The organism is Bartonella sp. B17, assembly GCF_053795755.1.
On record NZ_CP200032.1, the window covers coordinates 1,295,735 to 1,317,999 of the forward strand.

The 22,265-nt window shown below is 42.2% G+C and carries 14 protein-coding genes and 4 pseudogenes; 3 read left to right on the forward strand and 15 right to left on the reverse strand.

Annotation, left to right across the window (positions count from 1 at the left end):
* Window position 1 precedes the first annotated feature (1 nt).
* The 5 genes from V4B18_RS05840 to V4B18_RS05860 are packed head-to-tail and all read right to left on the reverse strand — an operon-like array spanning window position 2 to window position 3,431.
* Window positions 2-1,108 (reverse strand): phage tail protein, encoded by a 1,107-nt coding sequence (locus V4B18_RS05840; RefSeq protein WP_455475515.1) that lies wholly within the window; start codon window positions 1,106-1,108, stop codon window positions 2-4.
* Window positions 1,108-1,932: a baseplate J/gp47 family protein gene (locus V4B18_RS05845; RefSeq protein WP_455475516.1), complete on the reverse strand. Its 825-nt coding sequence runs from the start codon at window positions 1,930-1,932 to the stop codon at window positions 1,108-1,110. The genes V4B18_RS05840 and V4B18_RS05845 overlap by 1 nt, the downstream gene beginning before the upstream one ends.
* Window positions 1,929-2,270, reverse strand: coding sequence for a GPW/gp25 family protein (locus V4B18_RS05850; protein ID WP_455475517.1), 342 nt, complete (start codon window positions 2,268-2,270; stop codon window positions 1,929-1,931). Before V4B18_RS05850 ends, V4B18_RS05845 begins: the two co-directional genes overlap by 4 nt.
* Entirely contained in the window at window positions 2,267-2,908 is a 642-nt protein-coding gene (locus tag V4B18_RS05855; protein ID WP_455475518.1) for a phage baseplate assembly protein V, read from the reverse strand. Before V4B18_RS05855 ends, V4B18_RS05850 begins: the two co-directional genes overlap by 4 nt.
* A complete protein-coding gene (locus V4B18_RS05860) occupies window positions 2,901-3,431 on the reverse strand; it encodes a hypothetical protein (protein WP_455475519.1) in 531 nt (176 codons plus the stop codon). The genes V4B18_RS05855 and V4B18_RS05860 overlap by 8 nt, the downstream gene beginning before the upstream one ends.
* Before the next feature lie 103 nt (window positions 3,432-3,534).
* Here V4B18_RS05860 and V4B18_RS05865 point away from each other — a divergent pair, with 103 nt between their 5' ends.
* From V4B18_RS05865 to V4B18_RS05875, 3 genes are read left to right on the forward strand one after another with little or no spacing between them, the layout of a single operon-like run.
* Window positions 3,535-3,807: a BrnT family toxin gene (locus V4B18_RS05865; protein ID WP_455476548.1), complete on the forward strand. Its 273-nt coding sequence runs from the start codon at window positions 3,535-3,537 to the stop codon at window positions 3,805-3,807.
* The gene (locus V4B18_RS05870; RefSeq protein ID WP_455475520.1) at window positions 3,794-4,066 is read left to right on the forward strand and encodes a CopG family antitoxin; all 273 of its coding nucleotides are present in this window, start codon (window positions 3,794-3,796) and stop codon (window positions 4,064-4,066) included. The genes V4B18_RS05865 and V4B18_RS05870 overlap by 14 nt, the downstream gene beginning before the upstream one ends.
* 26 nt (window positions 4,067-4,092) lie before the next feature.
* Window positions 4,093-4,410 (forward strand): type II toxin-antitoxin system HicB family antitoxin, encoded by a 318-nt coding sequence (locus V4B18_RS05875; RefSeq protein ID WP_455475521.1) that lies wholly within the window; start codon window positions 4,093-4,095, stop codon window positions 4,408-4,410.
* Between the two features lie 64 nt (window positions 4,411-4,474).
* Here the strand turns inward: V4B18_RS05875 and V4B18_RS05880 are convergent, their stop codons facing one another.
* The 10 genes and pseudogenes from V4B18_RS05880 to V4B18_RS05925 all read right to left on the reverse strand — a co-directional run bounded on the left by V4B18_RS05880 (window position 4,475) and on the right by V4B18_RS05925 (window position 21,913).
* The gene (locus V4B18_RS05880; protein WP_455475522.1) at window positions 4,475-4,750 is read right to left on the reverse strand and encodes a hypothetical protein; all 276 of its coding nucleotides are present in this window, start codon (window positions 4,748-4,750) and stop codon (window positions 4,475-4,477) included.
* Window positions 4,747-5,500 (reverse strand): annotated as a pseudogene (locus V4B18_RS05885) (phage antirepressor KilAC domain-containing protein). Before V4B18_RS05885 ends, V4B18_RS05880 begins: the two are co-directional and overlap by 4 nt.
* A gap of 570 nt (window positions 5,501-6,070) precedes the next feature.
* A pseudogene (locus tag V4B18_RS05890) lies at window positions 6,071-6,583 on the reverse strand (hypothetical protein); the annotation flags it as partial.
* 134 nt (window positions 6,584-6,717) lie between these two features.
* Complete coding sequence (relB, locus tag V4B18_RS05895) at window positions 6,718-6,945, reverse strand: type II toxin-antitoxin system RelB family antitoxin (protein WP_455475523.1); 228 nt, start codon at window positions 6,943-6,945, stop codon at window positions 6,718-6,720.
* 78 nt (window positions 6,946-7,023) lie between these two features.
* Window positions 7,024-7,579 (reverse strand): annotated as a pseudogene (locus V4B18_RS05900) (hypothetical protein).
* Between the two features lie 519 nt (window positions 7,580-8,098).
* Window positions 8,099-9,247 (reverse strand): annotated as a pseudogene (locus V4B18_RS05905) (filamentous hemagglutinin N-terminal domain-containing protein); the annotation flags it as partial.
* 357 nt (window positions 9,248-9,604) lie between these two features.
* Window positions 9,605-12,274: a DUF6990 domain-containing protein gene (locus V4B18_RS05910; RefSeq protein ID WP_455475524.1), complete on the reverse strand. Its 2,670-nt coding sequence runs from the start codon at window positions 12,272-12,274 to the stop codon at window positions 9,605-9,607.
* Window positions 12,275-12,276: 2 nt separating this feature from the next.
* Complete coding sequence (locus V4B18_RS05915; protein WP_455475525.1) at window positions 12,277-19,890, reverse strand: two-partner secretion domain-containing protein; 7,614 nt, start codon at window positions 19,888-19,890, stop codon at window positions 12,277-12,279.
* Window positions 19,891-19,985: 95 nt separating this feature from the next.
* A complete protein-coding gene (locus V4B18_RS05920; protein ID WP_455475526.1) occupies window positions 19,986-21,743 on the reverse strand; it encodes a ShlB/FhaC/HecB family hemolysin secretion/activation protein in 1,758 nt (585 codons plus the stop codon).
* Window positions 21,743-21,913, reverse strand: a complete 171-nt coding sequence (locus V4B18_RS05925; protein WP_455475527.1) for a hypothetical protein — start codon at window positions 21,911-21,913, stop codon at window positions 21,743-21,745. The genes V4B18_RS05920 and V4B18_RS05925 overlap by 1 nt, the downstream gene beginning before the upstream one ends.
* Between the last annotated feature and the right edge of the window lie 352 nt (window positions 21,914-22,265).

Here is a 22,265-nt window from a genome sequence, read left to right on the forward strand (position 1 = left end):
GTTAAAACTCCAGTAAAATATTAAATTGTTCCCGAACATCGGCACGTAAAAGAATATTGAGGGAAGTTTTGAGTATCTCAACACCTCCAATGCTCTCGCTCGGCTTGAGCCACAGCTTTCCCAAAGGCACATCTTTTGCAGGTGTGGCATGCACCAGAACAGAAACAGAAGCCGCTTGCCTACCATCAACATCATGAAAATCTGTCCGAGCAGCCATTAAGACCATTGTGCCGGTTGTTGAGGGCTTCAATCTCCTACCTGAATGGCTATAAACCCCATCTAATGCCTGTTCCACAGGCTGGACAATGTTGCATCGGCGAATGCCAATGACAGCATCATTCATATCCCTCAAGACAAAATAAAGAGTTCGATTTCTAAACCACTGTGCCATCAGGATTCCACGTTTGGTGTTATCCACAGAATGCCAAGGAAAATTCGCCATTTCCCACGGATAATCAATCTCATTCCAGCTTAATTCTTCTTCAGTCTTATCAGTCCAATTACCAATAAGTGTGCCTTCTTCTTTTGTTAAAAGGTGTTTCTTAAATGTACTCTGACCAAAGGAAAATAAGGTGTCATCAGCGGTCATCCGCACACCGCTTTCACGTTCAAGCAGCGCATTGTCTAGTCTTGACATGTTCTCTTCGACAGCTCCAACGCTATACCCATGAGTGACGCGTCGAAAATCAGAACGCAAACTTTTAGACAGGTTTGTAATCGCCACAATTGCTTCGAGACTGCTTTGTTCAGGTAAACGATCAAAATTAAGCTGGAAGGAATTCCACCAGACACGCCCTGTCCATGCTGCTATAAAATGGGCTGAAAGCTCTAACCACTTTAGCCCCATAGCGATAGCTGCTAACGATCCACGTACCTGCTGCCATTTGGAACCTGTATCAAGCAAGTCATAAAGATTTGGAACATAAGGGGTTAACTCACCAAGCCCGTATTCTTCAATCAGCCACGGCAAAAAGCTTGGTGGACGGATTAGAAGCTTTGAACGTGAAATCCCCGAAATAATATCATCAACATCTTTATGAAAGTCACAAGCATTCGCAAGGCTTTTTTCAAATTCTGTTGCATTGGTTGGAAGTAAATATCCAACCATTAACGTGCCCTACCCTTAAAATTTAATGTAATTTTGCCAAGCGATAACACTTCCTCAGCTGAAACAGCAATATCCTTTATTGGCTCCAAAGCAAGGATTTTCTGCACACCAGGAATCATCAATTTTGACACCCACCATGATAAACTTAACTCGCGACCAAGAGTTTGTTCTTGCCTCCATGCCGCTCTTAAATTTGCTTCCATTTGTGCTAAAATTGTCAGGGCTGTTTCTTGCAACAGCCAAACATCGGCTTCCAAAGCTATAACCTTAGCTACAGCCGCATGAACAACAATCGTATCATTGGTCATAATCACATTCTTTTTGTGAAGCGCTTCCGAAACCTTCTTGATAAGCTCTTGACTGGCTGTTTCTTCATTGTTGCTGAAAATAGCAACATGAATGGTTGGGTCTTTCCCTGTACGATAAACAATGGCATCTTTAACGCGACTGTCTGCTGACAGAGCCACAAATTTGTAATAAGGCTCTGTCCCACTCCCTTTGCCACCACGGACATGAAGCCTGATACGTTCACGGTATTTATCATCACTTTCCTCTTCCATTCGGTAAACACCGTGCCAATCTCCCAAAGCATCAAGAGAAGTGCCCGTTGCAAAATCAAGAATGTTGTTGCGTACTGCTTCATTAATGCGTTGTCTTAAAAGCAGTTCTCTATAGCTAAAAGCCTCAATGACTTTTAAAGCTGGATCACTTTCAAGAAACGTGTAATTTGGTAACTGTTCTTTTAAATGCGCAAGACTTGCTGCACGGATTTCCTCAAAAGAAAGTTCCGAGAGAATTTCAGGTTTAACAAAGGTTTGACTCATTTTATCAGCAACCCTTCCATGGCAATGGGTTTGCCTGAAGGCAAATAAATTCCTGTAAACGACAAGGAAACTTTTCCAGCCTCAACCAATTTCAAGTCAATCTCTTTAAGTTTAAAACGCGGTTCCCACTGATCTAAAGCCTCCGCAATCGCCGCATAAAGCAAAACCGCAAAAGCGTCATTAACGGGGGCATCAATCAGTTCAGGAACCCGTGAACCATAATCCCGCCGCATCACACGCGTGCCAATCCGTGTGGACAAAATATCAAGGATCGATTGACGTAAGTGATCGATACCAGAAAGCAACTTTCCTGTTGTGCGATCCATTCCTCTGTTCACTTTGGAACTCCTGTTATGGAACTACCAGAGGCAACACCACTATGAACGTGAGAGGCGCCTATATTTTTACCGCTATGGGTCAAGGAGCTGCTCTTTATTGAAACATCCCCACCAGCTTTCAGAGAAAGATTGCCCTCTGCGCTTAAACGCATGTCCCCTTCTGAAGCAATTTTAAGACCATCAGGGGCTGTAAGCTCTAACATGCCACCCTCTCCTTTAACGCAAACGCCATCAGAAATCGTGAGGATAAACTTTCCTCCTGATTTAATGGAGAGGGCATAAGTATTTTGTTCATCATCATATTCAATGGTTGTCCCGTCAGGATAGATGGTTTTGTGAAGACTCCCTTTATCAACTGCTTGGGTCTCATCGGTATGAATGGAACCAACAATCACCCCTTGCGATAAATCTCCCGATGACGACACAACAACAACTTGCTCGCCAACATCACGTCCTTCATAAGAACGGGTTTTTCCAGCACGCGCTTGTGTATCTGGAATCCAGTCACTGACCAAAGTGCCACTTCTTACTCGATAACGGGCGTTTTTATAATCCGCATGGCTAATCTTGCCCACAACAACCATATTAGCCACACGCCTTTTTAAATCTGTGATTTCCTTGTCGCGTCTCTCAAGCATGAAACCCCTCAATCTTTTGATATTTATCTTCGTTTTTTCTCCCCGTTTCGGGATCAAAACCTACTAAAGACTCAACAAGTCTTGCTTCTATACTTCCTTCATCTGCATCAGGAATATTCGTTACGTAAGTGACTTCGAAAGTTAAAATGGCTCCATGAAGTGCTAAAGCACCATTATCGCCAAAGGCAAAAGCAATATTCTGTAACCGACAGCTCTCAACTGTATTGTTTAAATTGGGGTTGGCATAGAAGATGTTTTCCACTTCCCACGCCAACTGATCTACACAGCGTGCACCATCTTCTTGCGTTGCATAACATTCAACATCAACGGTTAAAACACGCCGCCGTAATCCATAATCATGCCCCTGTTCCAATGTTTCGTTTTGTGTGGACACATTAATGGCAGGCATCTTCTCCGATGAAAAATTAAAATCCCGCATATTGAAAACATTTTCACAAGCAACTGTCTTTGCTGCCTTTATCAAGGCAACAAAGCTCTCTCTTATCTTCTCTCGCGGGTGCATAAAGACTCCTATTTAATAATTTGATTTTTATTTATTTTTATTGTATTTGTGGATACATTTTAATATACATACGTTATGACATTAAATATTAAAAATTCATGGCATAAACTGGGATAACGGAAACTGGCCTAAATGCGCTAAACACGGTGTCTCCAAAAAAGAAATCGAGTATTTATTTACCAATTTTGGTACTCTTTTCATGGAGCACGACCCTAACATCAAAGAAGAACGCTTCAGAGCTATTGGAAAAAACTATAATGAACGATACATTTTTTTAGTTTTTACCTTAAGAACGATAAATAACAAATTATTCGTGCGCCCTATTAGTGCCCGTTATATGCATCAAAAGGAGATCGATTTTTATGAAAACCTCTAAACTAAAAAAAATACCTGTTTTCAAGACAGATGAAGAAGCAGAAAACTTTGTTGATACTGCTGACCTTACTGATTATGATTTAACTAATTTTAAGCCTGTTCATTTCGAATTTTTACCGAAAGAAGCGTCTGTTAATATTCGATTGCCTCAAGCACTTATAAAAGCCTTAAAGGAAAGAGCTAAAAGTCAAGCCGTTCCTTACACACGCTATATTCGATATCTAATCGAACAAGATTTACAAAAAAGTCATCGGAACTAATTTTGTCTCTATAAAATGGATAAAACATGAATAATAATCATTATACGTATCGTGTTTTGTGGTCGTGCGAGGATAAAGAATATGTTGGATTGTGTGCGGAATTCTCATCCCTTTCATGGTTAGACGCTCAAGAAGAAAATGCTTTAAAAGGCATTATGAACCTCGTTTCAGAAATTGTTAAAGACATGCAACACAACGGAGAAGAAGTTCCCGTGCCTTTGTCACACGGTAAATATAGTGGTAAGTTTCAACTAAGAATACCACCAGAACTCCATAGACAATTAGCAATTCAAGTTGCCGAAAATGGTATGAGTTTAAATAGATACATTTTTTCTAAACTATGACTTCTTCTCTACGTTAATAAGCTCCCTACTAAAAGTAGGGAGGATAGTTTGCGTTTTTTTCAAGTTAAGCCACTTTTTTAAGTGGGCTTTCTAAATTTGGATCATATGCCTTCAACAAAAGATCAATACCACGAGGAAACTCTGAATCTCCAAAGTCTGTAAGAACCGCTAAAAGCTTAAGGATATGCGCATCTTTCTTGATCTTTGAAACCAAAGCCTTTTCTACTACGCTCATGGTGTTAGCTATAGCAGTACTTTCCTCATCGTCAACACCATCACGATTGCAAAGCTTAAACAACGCTATCCACAAATCACATAAAGAGTCGATATCAGTCTTCATTGTACACCCCCGTGGATTTGTTCTCTCAAGCATGCCAAGCCTTTGGTGGTGATCTTGGTTGAAGGCAAGACCTTTTCTGTGCCATCGGGTCGTTGAATCGTGATAGTCGGACAATCCATAAGCCCCTTCTTTATTTTATCCTGATAAGGCAACAATGCAGAACCCGGAGAACGTCGATAAATCCAGTCATTTCCACATAAGTAATCAATGAGATCCTTTGGTCGTACCTCTAATACCTTTGCTGCTTCTGTGAGACAAAACAAACCATCAGAGCGAGTTAAGCCTTCAAGGGTCTTTGCCTTTGGTTTGAGTTCAGCAATGGTTGCGTCTTTATTTTGCAACTCCTCTTGCATATGGGTGATAACGCCAAGTATCGTGCGTGGATCTGAATAATCAATTTGTGGTGCTGATACTTGCTTTGCACGTCGTTCGCATTCAATGAAATACTGCCGCGCTTGTTTGCCTTTATCATTGCGCTCTACCATAGCAAGCCCTTTCGCCATGTCTAAGGTAAGGTATAGTTAATGGCGATGACAGTTCTAGATTTTACGCTTCCCGATTTTGGGAACTACAAATCTTGTGTTTTTATGAAATCATTTCCCTCTTCAAATTCATATTGATTAATACGATCTGTGATCCAAGTAGCAAAATGTTTTCTACTTCCAAAAACGCATGCAACTCACGCGCGTTTACCGTTTGGACAATTTTTTGCCCGGTCGCTTGTTCTGATATTGGTATGAGAGTGTTCATGATGAACTCCTATGTGCTTAGAGGTTTTCTATTGACACTCGAGAAGAGTGTCGGGCGCTAGAAAACACGGCACATAGCCCGTCGTTATGCCTTCCCCGCTAGGGTATTGTATAGCATAACCACACCCGACAGGATTATTATATGCACGCAGCATATAACGAGTCAAAGCTTTTAGTCTGCGGAGAAGAAATTGTTTCGGCAATTTATCCGCTATGTGTTGAAGGTGTTTTCTACGCACCTGAATTAACAATAGATATATTCCTGCCATATTGTCAATAGGTACAAAAACTTTTGTTAAGATAATCCTACATTGCACAGCCTGTGCATTAAACATTGTACAGTCTGCACATTAAAATTAATTGTTTTCAATAATTTATGTGTACAATGCACAGTCATTTTTAAAATTCTGTCGCTAGCGATAGTTCACGCTAGCCTGCCCCGCAACACTCTCAACCCGCTGGGAAGTACCTTTTGCATTGATTTTATTAATTTTTTTATGAAAAAAGCGAATTATCATCGATAGTCTTGTCTTAAAAATTACGATCACAGCATACAACATATAGACGTCACTTAAGAACGTGCTTTAGCCCTGTTCTTTGCAGCATATTCCTGACGAGCAAGTTGTATCTGGATATTTTTGGTTAATCTTTCATTGGCATGTTGTACAATGGAATTGGCAATCTCTGGCTTAGACATGACCTCTGCAATCGAGATCCCTTCTTGTTTTACAATGGGGAATTGATCTCCTCCAGCTCTTTGGAACACATTTCCCCCTCCTCTCCTTAAATTAACACGCTGAGGAAATTTTCCACCTTTTATAAAGCCATGAGGCAAAATCTTTCTTGCTCCAAACATCATGTAGACCACACCGCGCTTTGTTTCTTTTGCTTTAAAAAATTTAAGCGGCAATGATGTTCCTGAACCAATAATATCCGCTTCAGGAAATTGTGTCGTTGCTTTTGATTTTATGTAAACACCTTTCTTAACACGCTTTACTTGAGCTGATGAAACTTCAGAAACTTTTCGTTCTGTAAAACGCTCAACCTGCTTTGCAGCAGTATTTACGGCATTACGAAGTGCCCAATATTGCCCTCTTAAAGGCTTACCTACGGTACGTACATCCTAAAGAGGGGCAATATGCTTATCTAAAAAACAACAATCCGGCGCGCTTCTTTTTTATCACATTTTTTAAAAAATTGAGGGCTTTCTTTTCATATCTAATCGTCCAAGCCAAGTTCTTTCCTTACTTCTTCAGAACTGTAAAAAGTTGCATCTCCATTTTGAACACGCTCCCTTACTTTAGAAGCCAAATAATAATCCTCTGCTTCTTCTATTCCACGTTCAATAATCTCGCGCAAATAAAAAGACTTTGTACGCCCTGTCTTAATCGCTAAATTGTTTAAACGCGTTTCAAGATCACTTGGCAACCGAATAGATATAGTCATGATGCAATCCTCACCTTATGTATTCACTGTAATACAAATATAACGTATTGTACAGGAAAACGTTTCACGGCGCACTTTTTACTTTTTTGCAGCAAAATGCTGGTGCAATACATTAAGAACGATACACAATGAATGTACAAGATATGGCAATGATTGATCTTCCACAACAAGATACTGTAGTGCAGCATAAAGATTATACCGTCCATAGAGACCCTGTGTCTCTTTTACAATTTCTTGCATATCTTCATAGCGATCAGTTGCTTTTTGAACCCACCGTTCTTGCGCTTCCTCATCTGACAATGGAATAAAATCGTCATAATAGCCGCTCGGCAAACCTTTTGCACACAAGTAATCATTTCTGACTTCAAGATATTTTTGTGCAGCATCATACTGATCTTGGCTAATGCCTGATGGGTCTTATCTATATCCGAGCAAACAAAGTCGCCCGATATAAGTGCTAGAAAGTGGATTCTTTGCCTCTTCAACAGTCAAACCAAAGTGCTTAGCACGCATTCCAATTATTAATTTATCAATAGATTCATTCACGCGATGTTTTCGCACGTGAAATACGACCATTTGGTTCTCTCATACGTCCCTTAATCCGTAGTCGTCCACGTTTTTTGCGTTTTTTCATTGATAGCCTTAGATTTAGAATTAAAATATTTTTTTTGATATGTCGCCAACAATATCTGATCTTTTTTATTAAACAGCAAATGTAAACACACGCAGTACGACAGATATTCCTAGATTCAAAATTGATAGATAAATCACCGGATTCTCTTTTAATCCTTTACCAAATTTTATCCGAGTTTGATTGTGTTGCTCTTTTCAAATAGTATAGCCACATAACAGCAATTATTATAACTGTTTCTCTCTTTTCCCATTTTATCCCTTGATCCAAAATTTTTTCTAAAAATATCCCCACTAAAGCGCTTATTAAAATATTGAAGTGGTTAATATACATAGCACAATTTTTCAAAAACTCTGCCTCTTGCTCAGTGACAGCATAATGAATAGTTCTTCTAGATAAATAATCTGCAGTAACTACATCCTTGGACGATGATACAGATGAACCATCCTCCTCTCCAACGATGTCAGTAGTCCGCTGAAGTTTCTCAATATCAAGCTGAAGAGTTTTACGTAAATATTTTAAAGCCTCTACATCGCCAAGCAAAGCTTTCGCAACAAGAAAATGGTCAACCAATTCGACAGCATCAAGTGCCTTAAGCTCAACAGACGACTCTGAAAATAACAAATTTTCTACATGAACGCTGGCGTGATGTGATTGCGCCTTCACCGAACCTTTGGCACGCGCTTTAGCAATCACCAACTTGCCATCGCTCGACAGTTGCATGGCGCCCGCATTGGAAACCATAGAACCATGCATTTTGACCCCAGCGCCTTTATCGTTGGCAATAATGCGAATCTGACCTGCATACATCCCGCCAAGATCACTGGAATCAATCGCCAATTCTGGCTCTTTGCCATCAGTGCCAAGCGATGTTGCTTCACGCTTGTGATAGTCAAAGTGATTGCGACCTGCTATAATAGCCAAATCCCCTTTGACTTGAATCGGACCCGCTACGCTAATCTTGCGCGAAACAAGATCAAAAATATCCAACACGCGCCCATCCGCACCTTGGGTACCAATGGTGAGTGCACCGCCTTCAACCCGAAAACCGCTTAAAGTCCCATCAACGCCAATGAGCGGCTGCCCTGTTGATAAGGTCACCCGTGGTGTATTGATAAAGCCGCAACCGTTACAGGTAATCCCATTGGGATTGGCAATAATAACATCAGCTGATTGCCCATGTACCTCACTTACTCCCTCAAGACGCGAGTGATTGGTACTCACCACTTCGTTCAGAATAACCTTTGCCGCACCAGTATCACGCAAATTACCGTTGCCAAAAACCAAGCCACCAAGCTGTGAACGCGAAATGTTCTCGGTGGAATTATTCAAAATCACACCATGAACACCAACATTGAAACTGTCATATTTATTATGAGAAAGACCCTGATTATTGGGACGAGCTATATCAATCAGCACAACACCGTTGCCTGCTTGCCCAATCGTGGGACGAGTAGAAAAATTCTCCCCTTCAGCCGCTTTAATTCCTTGAATTGCTGGGGATGGGGAACTTGCAGACCCCACCATTTGAGCTTGTGCTAACAGTGGATGAAATGCCAAGCAAAAGCTTAAAACAAGCGAAAGCCCCTTATGCAATCCTCGCTTAAAAACACAAAAAACATACCGCAAAAAAACGCTTACGCACGCAAATCTATCTTTTTTACCCCGCATCTTTTTTCCCCATAAAATCTGATAAATCTTTCTTCGCACAAAAAACTGATAAATCTAAAGAGCTACGAAAACTTCCTCAAAACAAACCCTTTATCCTAAAACCTTAACAATGCTCGCATTTGAAAAACCCCTGTCGCATTCTTATCCCTTAAAGGCGTCAATGCATTCAAAATATTGGAATATGTTTATCGGCTAATTGGCAACATCGGATAAAGTATAGGCTTTCATAAATCCCCCCCCAAAAATCATTCATTCGTGTTGCAAGCCGTTCCTGCCAACAGCAATGCTTTCACTTTTAAAAACAAGGCAAGAACGGCAAAGAAATTCAACAGAAGCTCCTAAACAGAAGCTTCTTTCTTATTTTTTCTTCCAAAAACGAAAAAAGCCCCTCTGAGAAGCTTCAGAATGGGTCGGTAAGCTCTTTTCTACCTGTTCAAGCAAAGCGTAACTAAGTTGCTTAGATTCTGCCACTGCTTTGGCTAAAACCATTGCGCGTTCAAGATTAACCGGTTGGATGCTCTCATCAAAACCCAAACGATCCTTTGCGGAAAAGCTCTTGTGATAAGACTGCAAAGTCTCAACATCCCCTAACAAAGCCAAAGCACTAATATGCTGCAAAGCATAATGCGCATCATTTGCCTTACCAGTTGCGCTTTTTTTCCTTTGCCAAGGAGGCGTACCATAATAAGAACGAAGAATTTCAGCAAGATCAATGGCTGTTACTGCCCATTTTAAAATGTTATTAAGAACCTCCTTTAAGTAATCCGCACTCACCTCTGGATCAAAGATTTCAAGCCCTTTCGCTTCAAAATTAAGCTCTAAATCCGGTAGGTCTTGAGAAAAGCTAGGGTCAATCATCTTGCACGCAGAAGTCAAAATACCAGTAACTATCAAAAGACCGCTATCAAATTGCGGACAATCTTCAATGATTTCGTCGTTATACAGCACTTGCACTTCACGATCCGCCAATTGATAAATTGCTAAATGATCCCCTTCTTCATTGAGTTTTTCAACCGACCAGCCTAGACTTTGCAAAAGCGCTTTTGCACTCTCCATGGTCAAGGTCTCTTCTGCATAATCCGCTTCAGTGAACTCTTCCTCTTCTTCTTCATCCATAGACGGGGCATCTGTAGACGCTATATCAACAGGCGCTATAGCTGGAGGCGTTACATCAACAGACGGTGCATCTGGAAGCGCTGTTGTCTGATCCAAACTCAAAAGTGGTGCACTTTTAGGAAAACCAGAGCGATAATTCCGAGCAATATAAAAAAATCGCTTAGTCAACTGTTGTGTAATGCCTTCTACAAAACCTAAAGAATCTCCTGCACTAAAACTCTCCATATAAAATTTAAGCTTTTCAACATCCCCAATCAAAACAAGAGCAACAAGGTGACGCAACGCAAGCTCATATTCACTGTTGGTCGGTAAAGCAGCATAATCATAGAGGATTTGAGTGACATTTTGTTGATGAGCCCAACTAAGAACATCCGTACAGATCTGTTTCAGTTTGCCTGCCTCTATTTCGGCATAAGATACTCTATAAACATCGTCTGCCTCTTTGAGTGGTGTATATTGGGGCATGTCAAGAAAGATATGCCGATACGCAGTGGAAAAAATAAGCGTAGAAAGTGAAGCCTTGAATGCAATAAGAGGGCTTTCGCCTTCTGTGTCAAGACTATACACGATATTGATGAGACGACCTTTACCTAGAAAATAAGCATTACGATCATGGTTTTTATCCTGATAAACCGTCCAACCCATCGCTTTTAACTGCTCGTCAATCTTCTTAAAAACAGCCAAAGCCTGCGCACCAAGAGACGCTTCTTTTGCTTTTCTCTCATTGAAGATTTTCAGGTAATCTTCCGCAAATTCAACTGCGCGGTTAACATAAGTTTCTGCGTCACTATCCTCCAAATGTTCAGAAATCGTCCCCGCGGCAATGAAGCTTTGATAGGATTTTAAGACATCGATTTTGCCCATCAACGCTAAACATGCTAAATGCCAAACTATGTCTTGGTAGTAGCCATATTTCTGGACAAGCGCTTTACTTTCTATTGTTGCAACTAAATCTTTGTTATGTGCCCATTGTATCACTCGGTCAGAAATGTTGATAACTTCTTGCTCATTCAATATTTTAACACAAAGCTCAATTCCTTTATCAATCCCCCCGAAATAACCACCTCCAATGGTGCTAAAAGAATCATACATAGCCGTAGGGGGTATAGAGCTATATTTCCTATCAAAATAAATATAATGATAAGCTTTGGAAAGCTCTTCAGTGGAGATCTCTGCATCAATACGCACACTGTACTTATCAAGGAGATGCACAAAGCCAAATTTAAACAGAACAAAACGATCGGGCAAAGACAGCCACATTCTGCCAAACTCATTAACAACAAACCAGCCTTGGGTTTTAAGAACACGCTTGACGGCTGCGGGGTTCATCAAGCGATTTTTTGGCTTTTTCCCTGCCAAAACATCCTCTAGTTCCCCATTTTTATAAGCCTTTGCAAAAATAAGAAGGCGCTCCTTATCAGTTATCGTTTGATAATCAGCAAATTCTGGCACAAGAGTTTTGGGTTTGGACGCATTCCTTTTTAAAGCCTCTACATCGCCAAGCACAGCGGTTGCAGCAAGAAAATGATCGGCAGCTTTTTCGCGTAATATTTGTTCGATATCCTTTGCTTGTGCCCACGCAAGCACCCTATTTAATGCCGCTTCAACATCACTTTCAGAAAGGTCTGGAGCTGTAACTTCGAACTTCTCCTCTGTAGAAATAAGCTTATCTTCATACGGATCCCGCTTTTCACCCATATAATATTCCCAAGCAAGACAATAAGGAGCAGTGGTGAGCTCAACCATCCGTAACTTCAAGCTTCCCTCGCCTCCTCCATAATTTTTAACATTATAGCCCATGCTCACAATACGATCAGGAAAATGATACCGCGCATAGGTATCATTCGCGTCATCACGATAAGTCTTCCAACCATGCTTTTTTAAAATTGCTGTGACATCTTTTGTTTTCATTATTATTCTTTCACTTCTAAACGACCTGGATAACGGATGATCTCATAGCTATGAATTTTCAGTCCATCCTTGAACTGCTTCTTTTGCTCGTTAAGCCACTTTGTATCCAATGCCTTCAGTTGTTCATCAAATTCCTTTGCAGTTCCTGTAAAACCATTCTTAAGTTTTATGAATTTTTTCTGATAGTCAGGAAAGACATGTTTATTTTCGTTCATAAATTCCCAAAAATTTTCCCCTGTAGGTATTGCAGTATTTGTTTTATAGGCCTCTCCCAAAATCTTTTGGTTGTCGCTTAATTTACCTTCACCCGTTTTTATTTCAATAAGGTTGATGTTAACATCCTGATCCATATAAATAATATCAGGGCGTGAACTGACCCACGAAACACCATCCGCATCTGTACGCTTACCACTCTCATGTTGCGTCTTAAATGTTGGTTCCTTTTTACATGCTATACACCCAGCTGCCTCTAATTCTTGTATTTTTTCTTTACGCTTTTCGTCATGATGATCCTTGTTTTTCTTAGCTGTTCCTTCATTTTTTTCCTGAGGATCTTTGACCTTTTTACCAGCCTCATTGACTTTAGAGCTGTTTTTTTCGAGGGATTGGGCAACTTCACTGCCTGTTTTTATAACCGCTGCTTCAGTTTTAGCCGCGACTTTAAGCCCCTGCTTTACAACTTTTCCTGTAAGCTTCACGCCTCCCGTAACTAATCCAGCACCAGCAAAAGCTATAGACCCAACGTCAGCTGTTAAGTTTCCTGTTCCAAAACCAGCATTAAATGCTCCGTCAACACCAGCTTTTTCGAAATTCTCTATGGTATTAGTAACGGACTGTTCAATATCTCCAACAATAGAATTCCATACATTTCCACTCGTAGCCCAAGATATTATTCCTTCGCTTGTTTCGATTGGATGGCTCAAAGTGTCATAAACAACCCTAGGCAGTTCTATGGCTGACATTATTGAACTTGCAATAACGCCAACCATCATACCTGTCGCAAAAAGGTTATCTTGCTCATTGTCAATCTCGTGCCATTTCTCGTTAATGTCTCTTCGACACTGATCGTCAAGACACTCAGCCAATTCTCTCTGCATCTGAGCTTGTTGTGCGCTGCTGAGGTAATTATTCTCTGCGGCATTGCCAGCCGCATCGGCACCGGTATTCACATCCCCACCAGCAAGTGCTGCTGCAAAGCCCCCCGCAACCCGCGCCACATCAATGGTCTGCACCTTAAAGTCAGCAAACTGAGCATCAATCTTTGCGTTTAGACCAGCTTGCTCTTCCGCTGTTAATGTCCGCCCATCTAGATCGCCCACTTCCTCTTGGAGAAGACCTTTAATCCACGACCCATATTGCAGCATTGCCGCTGCCTCACCCACAGCACCGCCGATCGCACCAGCAGAACAATCACCACTAGCTGTGGCTCCGACCAGACAGCCAAGCCCTGCATGGGCAACAATCTGCGTAACCGTGTCAATTTTGCCCTCAGCCTTAGCGGTGCCAATTTCTTCAGCAAGGGTCTTGCCAACAACCCCAGACAACGCTGTACGTAGGTTCGCTAAAAGGTTCTCATCTAAAGAGCCACCTTCAAGAGCCGTCTGAACACCCGTGCTAATAACGGCTTTAATGATATTTTTTTCCGCTTCATGGGCGACACGCTCTATCACCGGAGCGGTTTTGGGCAAAGAGTGACCAACTCCTGCCATCGCCGTTGCTTGGCTGGTTAAGCCTACGGTGACCATCGAGGTCACAACACTAAGAACTGCCTTCGAAGAACCAAGCTCTTGCAGTGCAGCACCAATGTTGCCGCCATTATTGATCAACGACACAGCCCCTTTGTTAATCAGCGATTGCACACCGGCGTTGATCGCCGCACTCATGGCAGCGTTAGAGCCTACACCCAAAGCTCCTGTAATAGCGCTAGCAGCAGTGGAAGCCGTTCCTGAGGAAAGAGCCGTCACAACCAATGTGACAAGAGCGGCTCCTGCTTCTGTCAGACCTTGGCTCTTATAATCCCAGTCTTCAAACTGAGCCTCAACAGCTTGCCAACTTACTTGTTCGGCTAAAATGGGATCATCACGCAACTGCTTGATCCATGACAGCTCTGGTAAGCGTGCCAATTCATCAAGAGATTTTTCAAAACTGCCTGTTTTTTCGTATTCAACAACAATGCCATTGCCGGCATCAATCTTAACGCCACCTCCAGCTTCCATAGTCACATGGTTGATGCTTTCTTCCACGTGTCCTTGGTCGCGCTCACTCCACCAAAAGAGATTTTCATCATGCTGGAAATTTTGCTTAAAATCTTGATCTTTGGTGGTCAAAAGTTTTATCTGACCTTGATCGGCCTTCAGATGCGTCTCACCACCACTTTTCAAGCCTGCGCCAACAACCGTAAGATCCCCACCTTGAGCATGAACCGAAAGCTTGCCACCTGCTTCTACCGTCGTTTTGACTGTTGTAACTTCTTCTGAATGTTGATGGGCATGGATTTTTTTAGAGGATAAACCACCTTTCTTCGTCCTCTGAACTTCCCAATCAGAACTGCGAACATCTTGCACCGAAGCTACACTGATGTCCCCTCCAGCCGTAAGCTGCCCATCACCTTCCGCCTTAAGCTTGGCTCCTTCAAGGCTAAGAGCACTGCCCGTCTGAATCGTCAGATCTCCACCACTGTTGAGACCACTTAACTGATTATGATGGCTTTGGGCGTTTAAAGAACTGTCTTCAAGCCTCTGCGCCTGCGTGCTTTCCAGCACCAAAGCACCAAACGTAGCTGAGCCGTCAACAGTCAGTGCCATCGAACCGCCACTGGTAAACTGCCCACCATACGCGCTTAAATCGCCAAGGGACTGAATGCTCAAATCATTCGCCGCGATGATTTGTGCCTGCTGCCCACTTCGATCAATAAAACCATATTCATTAAAGTCATTGATCTTGGCTGTACTATTCATCACTGTCGCAGCAGTGATGGCGACCGTAGCTCCCTGAACAATCCCTGAAGAGTTGATAAAAAGGGCGTCACTGGCAAACTTTACGCCACCGGTTCCAACCACAAAACCACCGTCATTAAAACTGGTTTTCGTTGTCGTCACATGGAGCGCACCATCACTGACCACGGCACCACTATTGACAAAATTCTCTGCTGTTAAGGCGAGCCCATTTCCTTTTAAACGAGCACCAGCAAAGTTCTCTTGATGTGTTCCTTGAACTTTAGAAGCGTTTGGCGCCAAATAAACACGGGGCACTAAAACCTTTTGTCCCCCCACAGTGTGCGTCTCAAGCCAGATAATATCCTTTTTGAGCCCAACAATTTGCTTGGGCGATAATGGATCCCCTAGCTCTAATCCCAAGAGAGCTTGCTGTTCGACGGCATTGTCATAAAGCCTCTGCATTTGGGCGTTGGGATCGTCAACTTCAACAAGACTACGATTACCTGTGAGCTCAAAGATTTGCTCATTCACCAGACGATATTCAAAATGTGCATCCCCTAGCCTTTTAAATTCTTGCCCAAGCTTAAAATCAAGACGATCTAAAAAATAGTCAGAACCAAAAAATTTGCCTGGGTCGATAAAACCTGGACGCGTTTCTATCAAAAAGGGCGCATTGGGAGATTGAGCACTAACAAGCTCTGTCGTTACTGGTGGAAGCTCATCTTGCGTGGGGTTCCAGACAGATTGGAGCGCCTGTGTTTGAGCAGAAGGGAGAAACAGCGCTGTATGCCCCACCAAGCCATCGATCATGCCATCTAATCGCTCAGCGCTGATCAGCGGCTTTATCCCATCAAAATCAGCATTTTCAACCCCAAATAACCCTTTATCGCCTGAGCTTAAGCCGACTTGATCAGCTCCTTCACGCACCGCATGATTGTCAAGATAGCCTGTCACCTTGGCATCAAGAAAACCACCAGCTTCAATTGTGCCATAAACAGCATCATAGGTGTGGGAGATTATCTCAGTACGAGCTGGATCAGCCCATTCATCTGTAGTGTCAGCTAAACATCCCCCATTCCATACTGTACAATGCTTATACCTATGGTATGTTTTTCTCACAATCTTCGTTGTTTCGATTAAATCTCGCCCCTGATTGAGGAAAGCATCAGCCCGCACAACAATATTGCCATTGGCTGCAATTAAGCTGTAGCTATTGCTGACATCGCCTGCATTAATCGACAGGTGACCTCCAGCTAGAATTTGTCCAGCACTATTGATTAAATGAGATTCTTCACGAGTGATCGTGGTTGCCGTCGTTGTCTTATCAGTATAGTGTTTAATTCCATGGCTTACGAATTCCCCTGGATCGTAATGATAACCAACCACTTTATTGGTAATTTCGACCCCACCTTCGCGCATATTGCTAAGCGTGGAGACATCAAAAGCCATATCCCCTGACACTGCTTCCAAAACACCAGAATTGTTGATCACATGACCTGCACGATCTCCACTAAAACCACGAATGGAGAAATTATCTTCAGCTATGACATCGCCAAATTTATTGATAAAACTTCCATCTAAAGAAATTGCCGCAGATTTCTTGGCGTAAATCAGCCCACTATTGTGAACATCCCCCATCAAATTAAGCGCCACATCTCCACCACTGGAACCAAGCATACCTGCATTGTTCAGCGCATCCATGGTCAAAACAAAAGCACCGCCGCTTTGCAAAACCCCGCTATCGGTATTTAAAACCTGAGCATCCTGCCCCAATGACGGATTATGGTTTGCCGCAACCAGTGTAAAGGCACCATTGGACAAAAGCTGACCAGAATTTGCCAAAGAACCAAGAGTGGCATCAACAATGCCACCAACCATGGTGCCGTAATTAATTAAAACACCGTAGCTTTTCAGAGTGAGTGTCCCGCCTTGCGCTTCTACATCCCCTGCTTGTGTGAATGTGCCTGCTTCAAGTGCTACATCATACGCAGCAACCTTGCTTGTTTCGCCCATCATCAATGAGCCAGAAGCCGATAACTCTACGCGCTTTTTGGCTACAATGCGTCCTGTTTGATGCAAGTCATTGTGCGCATTCAAAGCGATTGCACCATTACTTTCTAGCGTTCCGCTATTGGTTAAATCACCGTAGCTGATGAGTTGAAGGTCACCACTCTCGATCTCAATACGCCCAGTTTGCTTCACGCTATCAGCAAAAACGGTAACTGATCCTTGAGTGGAAATGAGACCATCAATATTCTGGAAAGCACCAACATCTATCAACAAACCACCACGCGCTAAAAGGTACGCTGTCTCATCACTCTCATTAGAAGATCGTTGACCATTCAGCGTGGCATCTTGTTGAAGAAAGTTTGTCGCTTCACCACTTTTATTGACAAAAGAGGTCGCAACAAGATTCATCTCGCCTGTAAAAGCACTAAAAACACCAGCTTCATTTATTACAGAACCGGCGCGTTCCCCTTTTAACCCACCAATGCTCAGAGACTCTTCTGCAATAACCTTGCCATACTTGTTCCTAAGAGTGCCATCTAACGACAATGTCGTGGACTTTTTGGCGTAAATCAGCCCGCTATTGCTAACATCCCCCACCACATCAAGTGCTACATCTGCACCTCTAGAGCCAAGCAAACCAATATTTTGTAATTGTCCTGCTGATAAAACAAAAGCACCGCCGCTTTGCAGGATCGCTTCAGACGCATTCACAACAGCAGCTTGTTGAGAGAAAGCAGCTTGTTGAGCACTGACCTGAAGATGCAAATCACCAGTCGCAATCAGCATGCCTTGATTTAGGAGCGAACCTGCACGCGCATTAACGGTGTCACCGCGTATCGTGCCAAGATTGGTAATCTTATCATCAACCTGAAGAGTTAGCGCCCCGCCTTGCGCTTCTACATCACCTGCTTGCGTAAGAACATTAGCTCTCAAGGTGACATCATGACCTAAAAGCCTACTGTCCGCACCAACTGTGAGTGCACCCCCTGCTGTCAACGAAACCTTCTGCACGCTGACGATGTCACCCTTGTTGTTTAATGCTCCACGGGCTTGCAGGGTTACCACACCATTGGATAAGAGAGCACCTTCTTGGATCAGATGACCACTATGCGCGTAAAGGTCGATTTCTTGTCCCGCAGTTAGGCTAGCGTAAGAAGATATTTCAGCCGCTTCAGCTAAAAAAGAGCCTCCGGCGCTATAATGGCCAGCCCCTATGGTAAGGCTGTCCTCTGCTTTCACAATAACAGTTCCCCTCGCTCCAATATGATTGTTGAAAGCAGTGATTGTATTGGTTTCAAACGTCAGATTGCCAAGGGAAGAGACCCCTGTCTGATTATTATCTTCAGCACGGCTTAGATCAATTGTCTCTGCTTGGATCCACAGAAGGTCACCTGACGCTATACGACCACTTCCCGCATCAAGCTTTGCTGCCTTTAAGTGTAAAGAACCCGTAGCAGACTGTTGACCATCATTGCCAATCCCGCTTGCCACCAAAGCATCATGTTCAAGCTTAATTACAGCCGAATTTACATCAACAGCACCGCTCGCCGCGACCCGCGCATGATCAACCAATTCGACAGCATCAAGTGCCTTAAGCTCAACAGACGACTCTGAAAATAACAAATTTTCTACATGAACGCTGGCGTGATGTGATTGCGCCTTCACCGAACCTTTGGCACGCGCTTTAGCAATCACCAACTTGCCATCGCTCGACAGTTGCATGGCGCCCGCATTGGAAACCATAGAACCATGCATTTTGACCCCAGCGCCTTTATCGTTGGCAATAATGCGAATCTGACCTGCATACATCCCGCCAAGATCACTGGAATCAATCGCCAATTCTGGCTCTTTGCCATCAGTGCCAAGCGATGTTGCTTCACGCTTGTGATAGTCAAAGTGATTGCGACCTGCTATAATAGCCAAATCCCCTTTGACTTGAATCGGACCCGCTACGCTAATCTTGCGCGAAACAAGATCAAAAATATCCAACACGCGCCCATCCGCACCTTGGGTACCAATGGTGAGTGCACCGCCTTCAACCCGAAAACCGCTTAAAGTCCCATCAACGCCAATGAGCGGCTGCCCTGTTGATAAGGTCACCCGTGGTGTATTGATAAAGCCGCAACCGTTACAGGTAATCCCATTGGGATTGGCAATAATAACATCAGCTGATTGCCCATGTACCTCACTTACTCCCTCAAGACGCGAGTGATTGGTACTCACCACTTCGTTCAGAATAACCTTTGCCGCACCAGTATCACGCAAATTACCGTTGCCAAAAACCAAGCCACCAAGCTGTGAACGCGAAATGTTCTCGGTGGAATTATTCAAAATCACACCATGAACACCAACATTGAAACTGTCATATTTATTATGAGAAAGACCCTGATTATTGGGACGAGCTATATCAATCAGCACAACACCGTTGCCTGCTTGCCCAATCGTGGGACGAGTAGAAAAATTCTCCCCTTCAGCCGCTTTAATTCCTTGAATTGCTGGGGATGGGGAACTTGCAGACCCCACCATTTGAGCTTGTGCTAACAGTGGATGAAATGCCAAGCAAAAGCTTAAAACAAGCGAAAGCCCCTTATGCAATCCTCGCTTAAAAACACAAAAAACATACCGCAAAAAAACGCTTACGCACGCAAATCTATCTTTTTTACCCCGCATCTTTTTTCCCCATAAAATCTGATAAATCTTTCTTCGCACAAAAAACTGATAAATCTAAAGAGCTACGAAAACTTCCTCAAAACAAACCCTTTATCCTAAAACCTTAACAATGCTCGCATTTGAAAAACCCCTGTCGCATTCTTATGCCTTAAAGGCGTCAATGCATTCAAAATATTGGAATAAGATACATCAAAATCTAAAGTCTCTCCTGTTTCATGGAATCCTAATGTCGCCCCAACTAAGTTACCACCAAAACTGTTTTTGAGTGGATTATTGGCTGCTTTTCCCAAATCAAGCGCTACATAAGGTGCAAATTGTTCCACAAATTTACGCCCCTTATCGGATGCAAAACCTGGTAATAACAACGATAATTCATTGCGCCAAAATACCGCATTATTGCTGTAATAAATAGCCTCACGCACCCCACGCACAGAAGAGATACCGCCAAGCGACATTTGCTCTGAACTAAACAACGTATCGGGCGACAATTGTCCTGAAAGCAAAGTGTTATAGCGAAAATTAAACTGGCTTAGTGAAAAGGAACGCACATAATCCAAGGAAAAAGACAATTTTAAAAATTGTCCTTTGGGTGCGTTTTTTGTTGCAGTTTCTTGGATTGCATCATTATAAGCGCCAAGAATCGCCAGTCCCTTATGAACGCCTATATTAGCGTTTAATGCACCTCCCGCCCATGCACGCGAATGGTTAAGCTCAAATGTAGCAATGGCCAATTTACGGCTTGAAACATCAACCTTACTGCCCATAATAAAATTATCGGTATATTTCCATGTAAAATGCCCAGTAACCTTCGTTTTTCCCTCTTGATCGCGGTGAATAACTTGCGAAATCCACGGTGTAAGAGATAAAGACTTACCTGAAGTCATAATGTCCGAAAATATTCCCTCTATAGTAGAGTGATATTGACTCCAATTGCCATCAAAACCCGCTGACCAATAACCATAGGGAATAGAAAATGAACCAGTTATCGTATCACTATTGGGGCGCTTTTTTGAAAAGTGATACGGTTTGCCATCCGTAGAACGCTGATAACTAAACGACCATTGATCATTGAAACCTAACAGATCATCAAAAACAAAACTAAGACGCGTTTGATAAAGTCCTGTTGCCTTAGAGCCAAGATTATCACTAGAAAGAGTGAATAACAAAGGTTTTTGTGTGTCAATATGAATATCAAGAACGGATCCACCAGAAGTGCTGCCAGCACCAAGACTAATAGTAGCTCGGCGAGAAGCAAGACGATTGATTTGATCAAGCCCTTGTTCAATATGGCGCAGATTGATTGGCTTACCAAGCAAATTTGGAAAAGCTGTGATGATTTCACCTTGATAACTTCTCTCAACTTTGTGCCCATCAAGGATTATATCTTCTACTTGACCTTCAACAACAACAATTTTTAGACGACCACCACTTAAATCTTGCTCAGGCAAATAAGCCCGTACAGCAATATAACCGCGTTTGATATAAAGCATAGTTACAGCTTTGAGCACTTTATTTATTTCGTCAATGCCCAAACACCGCCCCTCCCAAGGAGCTGTTACGTAATGAAAATCAGCATAAGAAATTAACTGAACACCAAGAAGCTCGATGGTTTTTATCATCAAACATGTTTTATGCGTCGAAGTACCATAAGGCAGCACTGTGTTTTCATCATCACGCGAAGACACACTACGCACTTCTTTCCTCTTGTACAATTGTTGTAAACGCTGTTGTTGCGTTTGTTGACGTTGGATTCTCTCTGATTGATCAATTGCAGCGTCATGAATATTTTGTGCAAAACTCCGCGAAAAAAAAAACACAAAAAAGCAAAGTAAATACAAAAAAAATCTGCGCATTAATCTTTGCTTTCATTTTGAGAAGCAAAATGAACAGTTTCATCATCGTAAAAAAAACTGCCAACTATATAATAATCTTTTACTGTTTTGATGAGCTCAATTTTTTTAAGATGTAAACAAAAAGTATGAATTGCTTCATACGCATCAGCTTTATTAACTACGTAAACCAATTACTCTTCCCCCGCTCTAGAAGATTTTAATCATCCTGTTAAAGTGTAACCTTACGCATTGCACACTCTTTTAAATTTTAAAGGAGAAGTATATAAGATTATTTTTAGAATAAAGGAAAGAATTTATGAAATACTAATTTAATCCACAAAATAATAAATCTGCTTTATAGCATTACAAAATTGGTAAAGTAAAAGATAAGTCTATTCTTTATTGGCTAATGCTAATACAACTGGCTCATTCATAAAAGAATGTTATTTTCACGTCACTCGGCTATAAAGATGTTTATCTGCATATCAATAATAAAAGCATACAACCATACCCAATCATATTTTGATAAAATAATCCCAAATT

Coding starts and splice junctions, on each gene's coding strand:
- V4B18_RS05875 (WP_455475521.1), top strand. CDS start 4,093: ATGAATAATAATCATTATACGTATCGTGTTTTGTGGTCGTGCGAGGAT.
- V4B18_RS05870 (WP_455475520.1), top strand. CDS start 3,794: ATGAAAACCTCTAAACTAAAAAAAATACCTGTTTTCAAGACAGATGAA.
- V4B18_RS05880 (WP_455475522.1), bottom strand. CDS start 4,750: ATGAAGACTGATATCGACTCTTTATGTGATTTGTGGATAGCGTTGTTT.
- V4B18_RS05920 (WP_455475526.1), bottom strand. CDS start 21,743: ATGCGCAGATTTTTTTTGTATTTACTTTGCTTTTTTGTGTTTTTTTTT.
- V4B18_RS05855 (WP_455475518.1), bottom strand. CDS start 2,908: ATGCTTGAGAGACGCGACAAGGAAATCACAGATTTAAAAAGGCGTGTG.
- V4B18_RS05910 (WP_455475524.1), bottom strand. CDS start 12,274: ATGAAAACAAAAGATGTCACAGCAATTTTAAAAAAGCATGGTTGGAAG.
- relB (WP_455475523.1), bottom strand. CDS start 6,945: ATGACTATATCTATTCGGTTGCCAAGTGATCTTGAAACGCGTTTAAAC.
- V4B18_RS05845 (WP_455475516.1), bottom strand. CDS start 1,932: ATGAGTCAAACCTTTGTTAAACCTGAAATTCTCTCGGAACTTTCTTTT.
- V4B18_RS05915 (WP_455475525.1), bottom strand. CDS start 19,890: ATGCGGGGTAAAAAAGATAGATTTGCGTGCGTAAGCGTTTTTTTGCGG.
- V4B18_RS05860 (WP_455475519.1), bottom strand. CDS start 3,431: ATGCACCCGCGAGAGAAGATAAGAGAGAGCTTTGTTGCCTTGATAAAG.
- V4B18_RS05840 (WP_455475515.1), bottom strand. CDS start 1,108: ATGGTTGGATATTTACTTCCAACCAATGCAACAGAATTTGAAAAAAGC.